9 protein-coding genes and 1 pseudogene are annotated in these 11,965 nt (G+C 72.1%); 6 read left to right on the top strand and 4 right to left on the bottom strand.

Annotated elements, in window-relative coordinates:
* Positions 1-85 precede the first annotated feature (85 nt).
* From BKI49_RS03755 to BKI49_RS03770, 4 genes and pseudogenes are all read right to left on the bottom strand, one after another.
* Complete coding sequence (locus tag BKI49_RS03755) at positions 86-289, bottom strand: hypothetical protein (protein ID WP_095932753.1); 204 nt, start codon at positions 287-289, stop codon at positions 86-88.
* 129 nt (positions 290-418) lie between these two features.
* Complete coding sequence (locus BKI49_RS03760; RefSeq protein WP_095932754.1) at positions 419-943, bottom strand: hypothetical protein; 525 nt, start codon at positions 941-943, stop codon at positions 419-421.
* A 19-nt stretch (positions 944-962) separates the two neighbouring features.
* Positions 963-2,606: pseudogene (locus BKI49_RS03765) on the bottom strand (MFS transporter).
* 475 nt (positions 2,607-3,081) lie between these two features.
* Positions 3,082-5,766: a winged helix-turn-helix domain-containing protein gene (locus BKI49_RS03770; RefSeq protein WP_095932755.1), complete on the bottom strand. Its 2,685-nt coding sequence runs from the start codon at positions 5,764-5,766 to the stop codon at positions 3,082-3,084.
* Between the two features lie 217 nt (positions 5,767-5,983).
* Between BKI49_RS03770 and BKI49_RS03775 the strand changes: the two genes are divergently transcribed.
* The 6 genes from BKI49_RS03775 (at position 5,984) to BKI49_RS03800 (ending at position 11,964) form a co-directional block, all read left to right on the top strand.
* Entirely contained in the window at positions 5,984-6,649 is a 666-nt protein-coding gene (locus BKI49_RS03775; RefSeq protein ID WP_179332327.1) for an SDR family NAD(P)-dependent oxidoreductase, read from the top strand.
* Positions 6,650-6,803: 154 nt separating this feature from the next.
* On the top strand, positions 6,804-7,886 hold the full coding sequence (locus BKI49_RS03780; RefSeq protein ID WP_095932757.1) for an NADH-quinone oxidoreductase subunit B family protein: 1,083 nt from the start codon (positions 6,804-6,806) through the stop codon (positions 7,884-7,886).
* A 50-nt stretch (positions 7,887-7,936) separates the two neighbouring features.
* The gene (locus tag BKI49_RS03785; RefSeq protein ID WP_095932758.1) at positions 7,937-9,718 is read left to right on the top strand and encodes a nickel-dependent hydrogenase large subunit; all 1,782 of its coding nucleotides are present in this window, start codon (positions 7,937-7,939) and stop codon (positions 9,716-9,718) included.
* 22 nt (positions 9,719-9,740) lie between these two features.
* The gene (locus BKI49_RS03790) at positions 9,741-10,649 is read left to right on the top strand and encodes a NifU family protein (RefSeq protein ID WP_095932759.1); all 909 of its coding nucleotides are present in this window, start codon (positions 9,741-9,743) and stop codon (positions 10,647-10,649) included.
* Positions 10,646-11,326, top strand: a complete 681-nt coding sequence (locus tag BKI49_RS03795) for a DUF5947 family protein (RefSeq protein ID WP_257004607.1) — start codon at positions 10,646-10,648, stop codon at positions 11,324-11,326. Before BKI49_RS03790 ends, BKI49_RS03795 begins: the two co-directional genes overlap by 4 nt.
* Positions 11,323-11,964, top strand: a complete 642-nt coding sequence (locus tag BKI49_RS03800) for a DUF6084 family protein (protein ID WP_095932760.1) — start codon at positions 11,323-11,325, stop codon at positions 11,962-11,964. The genes BKI49_RS03795 and BKI49_RS03800 overlap by 4 nt, the downstream gene beginning before the upstream one ends.
* Position 11,965 lies beyond the last annotated feature (1 nt).

Genomic DNA, 11,965 nt, shown 5'->3' on the forward strand with positions numbered 1-11,965 from the left:
GCTGGAGTCACCGCCCTGCTCCCGGGTCCTCCGGGGCTGGAGTCACCGCCCCTCCAGGGCGCGGACGACGCGCCTCGCGGGCAGGTCACTCCGTCTCCGGCAGCGGGCGCATCTCCACGACGCGCAGGCCCAGCGACTGACAGCGGGCCAGGAGCGCGTACAGATGTGCCTCGTCGACGACGGGGCCGAACAGCACGGTCTGACCGGACATCACCACATGGTCCAGCTCGGGGAAGGCTTTGGTCAGCGTCTCCGACATGTGTCCTTCGACGCGGATCTCGTAGCGCATGAGCTGCTCTCCCGCATGCGGCCTGGGGGCAGGCGGACGGCGCCCTTCCATCGATCCTCCTTCCCGGCGCCCGGTCCGGCCTCACCCGGTGCAGGTGATACGAGGACCGGCTCTTGTGTGCGCCGCACGTCAGTGGGTGAGGAACAGCTTGAGCGAGATGATCACGAGGCCGAGCACCAGATTGACCGAGGCGCTGACGGCGACGAGGTTCCACGAGGCACCGGCGCGCCGTGCCGCCGTCGCCGACCAGCCGACCTGACCGGCCACGGCGACGGCCACGGACAGCCAGATGGCGCCCTGGACGCCCAGCCCCAGCAGCGGGCTGACGGCGACCGCGACGGCCGGTGGCACGGCGGCCTGGACGATCGGCCACTCCTCGCGGCACACCTCCAGGACGACACGGCCGTCGAGGCTGCGCTGTGCCAACCGCGCCCCGAACAGCTGGGCGTGCACATGGGCGATCCAGAACACGAGACCGGTGAGCAGGAGCAGCACCACCAGCTCGACGATGGGGAAGTCTCCGAGGGTGCCGGCTCCGATGACCACGGACGCCGCGAGCATGGATCCGTAGACGGCGCCCGTGTAGTTGGCGTGGGCCCTGCGCTCGGCTCTGCGGGCGCGGCGGGCTGCGGAGGGTTGGCAGGTCCTTGGCATGCAAAGTCTCCCGTGGGCATCAGCTCGTGGGGCTCGGAGTGCCGTCGCCGTGCCGCCGCGGACGGCGCGAAGCACCGGCGTCCCGCGCACCGCCGGACCGTCCGGCGGGCAGGTGCGGGGTGACGAGGAAACTGGCCAGCGTGATGCCCCCGGTGGCGAGGATCGCCGCCCGCAGGCCGTCCAGCTGCGCCGCCGCGTACGAGTCCGTGACCGCGTCGACCTGGCCCGGCGGCAGCCCGGCGTCCTCGGCCGCCGCGTGCACCTGGGCGGTGGAGACGAAGTTGACCCCGGCTTCGAGAGCGACACCGGTCTACCGGCGGGCCTCGTCGGACAGCCGCGGATTCTCCTGCACCTGTGTGGTGAAGGCGTGTGCCAGGGCGCCGATGAGGATCGAGCCGATGAGCGCGGTGCCGAGGGCCGACCCGAGGTTCTGGGCGGTGAACTGGAGTCCGCCGACCTCGCTGCGTTCCTCCTCCCCGGCGCTGGACTGGACGACGTTGCCCAGTTGCGACGCGAGCAGGCCCATCCCCACGCCCAGCACGGCCATGGCCCAGGCGAACTGGGCGTCGTCGATGGCCGGGTCGATGGTGGCCAGCAGCCAGACGATGGCCGCCGCCAGTGTCGTCAGCGCCAGCCGGACCACCAGGCGCGGACCCGCCACCCGTGCGAACGGTGAGCGGCACAGGGAGGCCACCAGCATGGTGGCAGACACCGGGAGCAGGCGCAGTCCGGTCTCGAAGGCGTCGAAACCCTGCACCACCTGGAGGTAGAGCGGGATGGTGAAGAACAGTCCCAGGAGGATCAGGTTCTGGCTCAGCAGCGTGAGCAGACCGGCGCGCAGCACGGGGCGGCGCAGGAGCGCGAGATGCATGAGCGGGTCGACGCCGAGGGCGTCCCGGCGCCGCTCCCAGCGGACGAAGACTGCCAGGACGGCCACCCCCGCTCCGACGACGAACAGCGTCGGGGCGAATCCGAGGACGGTGAAGGGCGGGTTGCGCGGCTGCACCCAGCCCCACGAGCTGCTCTGCAGCACCCCCAGGACGCCGAGCGCCAGCCCGGCCGCCGACAGTGCGGCGCCGACGCCGTCCAGCCGGGGCCGATGGCCGCTCGGTGCGGGCTCGGTGATGACCCGGTAGGTGCACAGGACGGCCGCGACGACCACGACCTCGCCGGCGAAGACGAGGCGCCAGGTGAGGTACGTCGTCACCCATCCGCCGAGGAGCGGGCCGATCGCGATGCCCGCCCCGGCGAGCCCTCCGATGACGCCGTACGCGACGGCGCGGTCGGCACCGCGGTAGGAGGCCGCGACGAGGGCCGCCATGGCGGGCAGCACCAGGGCGGCGCCGAGGCCCTCGATGATCGACCAGCCTAGCGCGAGGACCCACAGGGTGGGCGCCAGGGCGGTCAGGGCCGAACCCGTCCCGTAGACGACCATGCCGATGACGAACACGCGGCGGCGGCCCAGGATGTCGCCGAACCTGCCGCCGATGATCATGAAGGCGGCCATGACCAATGCGTACAGGGTGATCACCGCCTGGATGGCGGTGACCTCGGTGTCGAAGTCCTCGACCAGCCGGCTGATGGACACGTTCATGACGGAGGTGTCCAGGACCATGAGGAACTGGGCCGTCCCCAGCACGATCAGCGCTCGCCAGCGTCTCACTGTGTCCACCTCACCGACTCGGCCCGGGGCTCCGCGGAGCGGGCCGGGCGGCGGCCGGTGTGTACCGTGCCGTGCTCCCATCGCACCGGATGAACGCGCCCTCCGCCTCACCCGCCGCGGGCGACGGTGCGGCGCCCGGCTCGTCGCCTCCCACCTGCGGCGGGACCGCGCGGGCGGGTCGGACCGCCTCCCTGCCCCGCGCCACCACCGCGAGGGAGGATCCGACCGTCCCGCCCGACCGGCGCCACCGCCGCGGGACCGAACGCACCCGTCCGCCCGCCCGACGGCGGCAACGCGGCGAGACCGGGCTCGGCGGCCGACGGCGCCCACCCACCGCGAGAGCGCACCCGACCGTCCTCCCTCACCGGCGGCACCACGGCGAGGGACCGATCCGGCAGCCGACACCCACTGGTGTGCACCATCGCGAGACCGGGCCCGGCCTCCGGCGGCAGGTCCGCGGCGCCGGACTCCGGGTTCACAGCAGGCGCAGTTCGCGGGCCCGGCGCACGGCCTCGCCGCGCCGGTTGACGGCCAGCTTGCGGTAGACGCTCTTGAGGTGGGTCTTCACCGTGTTGACGGAGACGAACAGGTCGGCGGCGATCTCCTCCGTCGACATCATCTGTGCCAGTCGCCGGAGGACATCGAGCTCACGGGCGCTCAGGTCCTCCACGACCACCGAGGCGGGGGCGGGTTCGGCTCTCGGCGGCTCACCCGGGCGCGACGCGGCCGCCGTGAGCCAGCCCGCCGACAGTTCCTGGAGCGGAGCGGACTCCATCAGGCGCCGTACCCAGGGTCCGGCTTCGAGGAAGGGGCGCCGCAGCCGTTCGCGGCGGGCCTTGAACAGCGCCTGGGCCACCAGTCTGCGGGCGGTGTCCACGTCTCCGGCCGCCTGGGCGGCCTGTGCGCGCACCAGTGTGGCGCGGACGGTCACCGCAGGACCGGTGCGGCCCTCCGCGTGCAGGCCGTCGAGCATGTCGAGCGCCGCGCCCGGGTCACCCACGGCGAGCTGGACCCGCGCCGCCTCCACGGCGCACGCGGGCTGGTCGTCGGGCGCCTGCCGCAGCACCTGCGCCGCGGTCTCCGGTCTGCCCTCGGCCAGGTGCGCGGCGGAGGCGACGAGCGCGGCGTGGCCCTCGGCCCACGGGGACAGCACGTCGGCGGCGACGCCCGGTCCCGCCGCTTCCAGGGCGGCCCGCGGATTGCCGCGGGCCAGCAGCAGGCGCGCCGTGACCATGGCCCTGCCCGCCGCCATCACGGGGTCCTCCCGCGGGGGACGGGAGTCGGCCGCCTCGTCGAGAAGAGCCTGGGCCTGCGCGAGTTCGTTGCGGTCGACGGCCACGGCGGCCAGGACCAGCCGGCCCATGCCGGACGCGGACGGCCGGGACAGCCCGAACCGCTCGGTGTCCGTCGCGGCCTCCAGCGCCTTGCGTTCCGCCCTGCCGATCCAGCCGTCCAGGTAGTCGATCAGCGCCAGGTGGCACAGGGACTCCTCCCTGGGCAGGGCCGTGGACGCCCCGCCGGTGCTCCCGGTCACCGTGGTCAGGGCGGCGCGCGCGTCCTCGAAGCGGCCGGCCCACAGCCGTGTGGCTCCCAGGTGGGTGAGGAGCAGGGCGGCGAGTTCGGGGTGCTTCTCCACGAGGTGAGCGGGGACTTCGTGCCGCCATTCCTCCGCGGTCTCCGCCGCCTTCTCCGCGCGTACCGGCGAGCCGGTCAGCCGGGCCACGAGGGCTTCCAGCAGGGCTCGGCTCAGCTGGGCCGCCGCCAGGTCGGGCATGTCGGCGGCGAGGGCCTCCTCGGCGTGATGCAGGTGGACCAGACCGCGGTCGAGGTCGCACTGGGACAGGTCACGGGCCGCCCGTACGAGGTCGGTGGCGACGCTGGTGGCCTCCGGTCCCATCCGTGAGAACAGTTCGTCCAGTCCGTCGGAGCTCAGGCCGGTGAACAACTGCCCGATCGCCAGGTCGTCGACGAGGGCCCGCGCGGTGAACTCCCAGTCGCCCGCGGCGGCGCCGTGCGCGAGGGTCTCCTGGAGGGACCCGGAGTGGCGCAGCCACTGTGCGGCACTCCGGTGCAGTTCCGGTTCGAGTCCGGGCGAGCGCACCCGCAGATGGGCGCGGAGGATCTCCCCGAACAGGGGGTGGAGCCGGTACCAGGAGTGCCCGAGGTCCTCGACGAAGGCGTTCTCGCGGTGCAGTTCGGCCAGGATGGGTTCGGCGTCGGTCCGCCCGGTCAGCGCGTTCGCCAGGTCGGGGCAGAAGCGTTTGAGGACGCTGACGCGCAGCAGGAGGTCCTGGGTCTCCTCCGTCTGCCGCTTGAGCACCTCGGCCAGCAGGTAGTCGGCGACCGTACTGCGCCCGGCCTCGAACTCCTTCAGGTAGACGACCGGATCGGGGCTCTCCTGGGCAGCCAGGGCGCACAGGCGCAGCCCGGCGGCCCAGCCCCGGGTGCGGTCCACGAGGGAGGCCGCGGCGTCCACTGGCAGGCTCAGGCCGTGCACCTCCAGGAGTTCGGACGCCTCTTCGGGGGTGAAGGCGAGTTCCGCGTCGCGGATCTCGGTCAGGTCGCCGGCCGCCCGGTAGCGGTGCAGCGGCAGCAGCGGTTCGGTGCGGGTGACGATGAGCAGACGCATGCCGGACCCGGCGTGGTGCAGGACGAATTCCAGCTGCTGAGCGATCTCCGGGTCGGTGACGCGGTCGTACTCGTCGAGCACGACGATCGCGGGCCGGTCGCGGCCGCTGAGACCTGCGGCGAGCCGGGCCAGCAGGGTGTGGTCCACGCGGCTCGCGTCGGCGGGGAAGCCGACCTCCGCGGGCACCGGTACGCCCGAGACCCGGAGGGCCTGGAGCAGGTAGGCCCAGAACACGCCGCGCCGCTGGTCCGCGGAGTCGTTGGTGAGCCAGGCGACGGGCTGGCCGAGGCCTGCGGCCCAGTCGGCCACCAGCAGGGTCTTGCCCGAGCCCGCGGCTCCGTTGACCATCGTCAGGGGGGTCAGCAGGGCCTGGTCGAGGTGGCTGACGAGGCGCTGCCGCCGCAGGAACGTGTCGGGTCTCGCCGGGAGGGCGAACCGTGTCCGAAGGAACGGGTCACCCAGGGGATCGACACACGGAATGCCGGACCCCGCCCCCTCCTCGTCGATCGCAGCCATCGCGCTCACCACCATCGTCCGTCAGGGCATGGGCAGCGATACCCCCCTCAGGATCCCAGCTTTCCGCCGCACCCGCGCGCCGCGCAGTCGGCCGGGCACACACGGCAGCGGGCCGGCGCCGGACGCCGACGCGTCCCGCAGCGGGCCCACACCGGAGTGCCGACGCGTCCGTGAGCGGGCGCCGAGACGCGCGCGCTGGTCCTCGTGCGCGTCGTAGGGAACGCTGGGAGCCATGACGACCATCGCCATCATCGGAGCCGGCCCCGGTCTCGGCTCGGCCGTCGCGCGGCGGTTCGGCCGTGAGGGGTACGACGTCGCCCTCGTCGCCCGCGACCAGGGCCGCCTCGACGCGCTGGCCGACCGGCTCGCGGCCGACGGTGTGCGTGCCCGCGGCTTCGCCGCCGACGTGCGCGATCCGAAGGCCCTGGCGGCCGCCCTGGACGCGGCGACCGCGATGGTGGGACCGGTCGAGATCCTCCAGTACAGCCCGGTTCCGCACCGCGACTTCATGCGGCCGGTGCTGGACACCGGCCCCGAGGACCTCGTCGGGCCGATCGAGTTCTCGCTGTACGGACCGGTCACCGCCGTCCGGCAGGTGCTTCCCGGCATGCGCGCGCTCGGGAGCGGGACCGTCCTGTTCGTGAACGGCGGATCCGCCGTGGTCCCGCACGCCGAGCGCGCGGGCACGTCGATCGCGTTCGCCGCCGAGGGCGCGTACGCGCGGCTGCTGCACGACACGCTGGCGCCCGAGGGCATCCACGTGGCACAGCTGATCATCCCGGGCGCGATCGTCCCGGGGCACCACCGCAAGGACCCGACCGTGCTCGCCGACACCCTGTGGCGCCTCCATCATGAGCGGCACGGTTTCCGGCACTTCGCCGACGACCTGGATTCCTGATGCCCGGGGCGGGCCCACTGCGGGGCCCGCCCCGGGTTGGTGCGGCGGGCCGATAGGGCCGTCGCGCACTTACCGGCGAGGCGACCACGCCGTCACCATGAAAGAGGCAGTTTGGCCAGTGATGCCTTAAATGCGTTGATCCTTAGGAGGGCTCATGGACGCCCCGACCGCCACAACGGCAGACGCCGCCCCGCGGGACGACGTACAGGAAGAGCCGACCGTACACATCCTCTGGATCAACGCGGGGCTGAGCTGCGACGGGGACTCCGTCTCGCTGACCGCCGCGAGCCAGCCGAGCATCGAGGAGCTGGCGCTGGGCGCCCTGCCCGGACTGCCCAAGATCGCGGTCCACTGGCCCCTGATCGACTTCGAGTGCGGGCCCGCGCAGGGTGCCGACAACTTCGTCGACTGGTTCTTCAAGGCCGACCGCGGCGAGCTGGAGCCCTTCGTCCTCGTCGTCGAGGGCTCGATCCCCAACGAGCGGGTCAAGCCCGAGGGGTACTGGTGCGGCTTCGGCGACGACCCGGAGACGGGCCAGCCGATCACCACCAGTGAGTGGCTGGACCGGCTGACGCCCAAGGCGCTGGCCGTCGTGGCGATCGGCACCTGCGCGACGTACGGCGGCATCCACGCGATGGCGGGCAACCCCACCGGGGCGATGGGCGTCCCGGACTACCTGGGCTGGGAGTGGAAGTCCAAGGCGGGCATCCCGATCGTGTGCGTCCCGGGCTGCCCCGTGCACCCCGACAACGCCTCCGAGACCCTGCTCTACCTGCTCTACCAGGCGGCGGGCGCTGCCCCCATGATCCCCCTGGACGAGGAGCTGCGGCCGTCCTGGCTGTTCGGCGCCACGGTCCACGAGGGCTGCGACCGGGCCGGCTACTACGAGCAGGGCCAGTTCGCCACCGAGTACGGCTCTCCCGAGTGTCTGGTCAAACTCGGCTGCTGGGGCCCGGTGGTGAAGTGCAACGTGCCCAAGCGCGGCTGGATCAACGGCGTGGGCGGCTGCCCGAACGTGGGCGGCATCTGCATCGCGTGCACCATGCCCGGCTTCCCCGACAAGTTCATGCCCTTCATGGACGAGCCGCCGGGCGGCCATGTGTCGGCGACGGCGAGCGGCATCTACGGCTCGGTCGTCCGACGGCTCAGGCACATCACGGAGAAGACCGTCGAGAAGGAACCGAAGTGGCGCGGCAAGGGCGAGAAGCTCACGACCGGCTACAAGGCCCCGTGGTGACACCGGTTCCCCGCTGAGGAAGACACCCGACAGGAAGGCGGCACGGCACCATGGCGACGGCGACGAACAAGCCGGCCGGTGACGGCCTGATGGAGATGTCGTGGGACCCGATCACCCGCATCGTGGGCAGTCTCGGCATCCACACGAAGATCGATTTCGCCGCGAAGCGCGTCGCGGAGTGTTACAGCACCTCGTCCGTCTTCCGCGGCTACAGCGTGTTCATGCGCGGCAAGGACCCGCGGGACGCGCACTTCATCACCAGCCGGATCTGCGGCATCTGCGGCGACAACCACGCCACCTGCTCCGTCTACACCCAGAACATGGCCTACGGCGTCGCGCCCCCGCACCTCGGCGAGTGGATCATCAATCTCGGCGAGGCCGCGGAGTACATGTTCGACCACAACATCTTCCAGGAGAACCTGGTCGGCGTGGACTACTGCGAGCGGATGGTCCGCGAGACCAATCCGGGCGTGCTCGAACTCGCCGAGCGCACCGAGGCCCCGCACGCGGCCGATCACGGCTACCGCACCATCGCAGACATCATGCGCTCGCTCAACCCGCTGGAGGGCGAGTTCTATCGCGAGGCGCTCCAGGTGAGCCGCTACACGCGCGAGATGTTCTGTCTGATGGAGGGCCGCCACGTGCACCCCTCCACCCTGTATCCCGGAGGCGTCGGCACCGTCGCCACCGTGCAGTTGTTCACCGACTACCTCACCCGGCTCACCCGCTACGTGGAGTTCATGAAGCGCGTCGTCCCGCTCCACGACGACCTCTTCGACTTCTTCTACGAAGCGCTGCCCGGCTACGAGGAGGTCGGCAAGCGCCGTGTGCTGCTGGGCTGCTGGGGCTCGCTGAACGACCCCGAGTACTGCGACTTCCGGTACGCGAGCATGGAGGACTGGGGCCGGCGGATGTTCGTCACCCCCGGCGTCATCGTGGACGGCAACCTGGTCACCAACAGCCTCGTCGACATCAACCTCGGCATCCGCATCCTGCTCGGCAGCTCCTACTACGAGGACTGGGCGGGCATGGAGAAGTTCGTCGAGCAGGACCCCCTGGGCAACCCGATCGACGAGCGGCACCCATGGAACCAGCACACCGTCCCCGCGCCGCAGAAGCGCGACTTCGACGACAAGTACAGCTGGGTCATGTCGCCGCGCTGGTTCGACGGCACCGACTACCTGGCCCTCGACACCGGCGGCGGCCCGCTCGCCCGGCTGTGGTCCACGGCCCTGTCCGGACTCGTCGACATCGGCTACATCAAGGCCACCGGCCACAGCGTGCAGATCAACCTGCCGCGGACGATGACCAAGCCGGAGATGTCGCTGGAGTGGCGGATCCCGCAGTGGAGCAACGCCATCGAACGCAACCGCGCCCGAACCTACTTCCAGGCGTACTCCGCCGCCGCGGCCCTCCACTTCGCCGAGCAGGCCCTGGAGGAGGTGCGCGCGGGACGGACCCAGACCTGGGAGAAGTTCGACGTGCCGGACGAGTCGATCGGCTGCGGCTTCACCGAGGCGGTCCGCGGAGTGCTCTCCCACCACATGGTGATCAGGGACGGCAAGATCGCGAACTACCACCCGTACCCGCCGACTCCGTGGAACGCCAGTGTGCGCGACAGCTACGGCACACCGGGCCCGTACGAGGACGCGGTGCAGAACACGCCCATCTTCGAGGAGAACCCGCCCGAGAACTTCAAGGGCATCGACATCATGCGGGCCGTCCGCAGCTTCGACCCGTGTCTGCCGTGCGGCGTGCACATGTACGTCGGCGGCGGCCGGACCGTCCAGCAGACGCACATGCCGACGGGGCTGAGCGGCCTGGCCGTCTGACCTTCCGAGGAGAGGGGATCCGATGGCCGGACAGGAAACGGGTGAGCGGATCGCCGCGCTCCTCGACGAACTGGCGCGGCAGGCGGGACCTGAGGCGCGTGACACCGCGGACGAACTCGTGCGCTGCATCGTGGAGTTCTACGGCGAGGGACTCGCGCGGACGGTACGGCTGCTGCGCTCCGCACCGGACGGCGCGGATCCCCTTGCCGTCCTCACCGCCGACGAACTCGTGAGCGACCTGCTGATCCTGCACGACCTGCACCCCGAGAACACCCTCACCCGGGTGGGCCGCGCGCTCGACAGGGTGCGGCCCTACCTCGGTTCGCACGCCGGCGACGTCGAGGTCGCGGGGCTCGACCCGGAGGGGGCGGACGGGCCGACGCTGCGGCTCCGGCTGCGCGGCAGCTGCGAGGGCTGCCCGTCGTCCACCCAGACCGTGCGCTGGACGATCGAGGAGGCGATCGCCCGGACCGCTCCCGAGATCGCGCACATCGAGGTCGAGGGGATGACCGAGGACACCCACGAGGCACCCCTGCTGCAGATCCTTCCGCACCGCCCGGACGACGCTCCCGGCGGTTCCTTCTCCCCCGCAGCCGACGGCCCGGCGCACTGGTACACCGTGGGCCCGCAGGCCCTGCCCGCGCACGACCGGGCCACCCGTGCGACGCGGGTGGCCGGGCAGGCCCTGCTGCTCGTACGGCTGCCGGGACAGCTCTACGCCTACCGCGACCGCTGTCCGGCCTGCGGCACTGGCCTCGCCGACGCGGCCCTCGACGGCGAACGGCTGCGCTGCTCGCAGTGCGCCGCGGAGTTCGACGTCCGGACGGCGGGCCGCGGCGCACTCGGACACCTGGAGCCGGTACCGCTGCTGGAGGAGAGCGGATCGGTGCGGGTGGCGCTGCCCGGTGAACTGCTGGGGGCGGGGCCGTGACCGCGGACGTGCTGCGGCAGTTCACCCGCCGGCCGCCGCCCCCCGGGGAGCGGTGCGACCTGTGCGGGGAGCCGCTGCCCGCCGAGCACCGCCATCTCGTCGACACGACCCGGCGGTCCCTCAAGTGCGCCTGCCCACCGTGCCATCTGCTCTTCACCCGGCCCGGCGCGGGACTCGGCCGCTTCCGCGCCGTCCCCGACCGGTACCTCACCGACCCGGACTTCGCCCTCGACGAGGGCGACTGGACCCGGCTCCAGATCCCCGTGGGGCTCGCCTTCTTCTTCCGCAACTCCGCCGTCGACCGGCTCGTGGCCTTCTATCCGAGCCCGGCGGGCGCGACCGAGAGCGAACTCGATCCGCAGACCTGGGACGCGGTGCTCGGCCGCACCCCGCTGACCGGCCTGCTCGAACCCGACGTGGAGGCGCTGCTGCTGCGCTACGAGCGCGGCGGCCCGGTGTCCTGCACCCTCGTGCCGGTCGACGTCTGTTACGAACTCGTCGGCCGGATGCGGCTGCACTGGAAGGGGTTCGACGGCGGCGCGGAGGCACGCGCGGACATCGACGCGTTCTTCCGCCGGATCGCGGCCGCGGCCAGGCCCCTGGACGCGGAGTCCCCTGCCACCCCGTCCCCCGCGGCGCCCGGCGACCCGCCCCCGGAGACCGGGGGCGCACCATGACGGACCTCCACTTCCAGTGCACCGGCGTACGGCCGGAGCCGTTCGGCGCCGGGCCCACCCTGCTGTTCGGGCTGCGGATCGAGGAGGCCGACCATCAACCGGTGCACGCCATGGCCCTGCGCTGCCAGATCCGCATCGAGCCGGCCCGGCGTCAGTACGAACCGGAGGAAGTCGGCATGCTGGGCGACCTGTTCGGTGAGCCCGACCGCTGGAGCAGCACCCTCAAACCGCTCCAGTTCGCCCACGCCTCGATCACGGTGCCGGGCTTCACGGGCACGACGCACGTCGACCTCCCGGTGCCCTGCACCTACGACACGGAGGTCGCGTCCGCGTCGTACTTCCGGGCGCTCTCCCGGGGCGAGGTCCCGCTGCTCCTGCTCTTCTCCGGCACGGTCTTCACCGGCCGCGACGGCTTCCGCGCGGAGCCCATCCCCTGGCACAAGGAGACGTCGTTCCTGATGCCGGTGGACGTGTGGCGGAGCATGATCGAGCAGTACTTCCCGCACACGGGCTGGCTGCGGATCCGCCAGGACGTGCTGGAAGCCCTGCGGCGCTACCGCTCGGCACGTGCTCTGCCGTCCTGGGAGCAGGTCTTCGAGGAACTTCTCGCCACCGCCGACGCGAAGGGGGGCGAGTGAG

Source organism: Streptomyces sp. Tue6028 (assembly GCF_002300165.1).
GTDB classification, from domain to species: Bacteria; Actinomycetota; Actinomycetes; order Streptomycetales; family Streptomycetaceae; genus Streptomyces; species Streptomyces siamensis.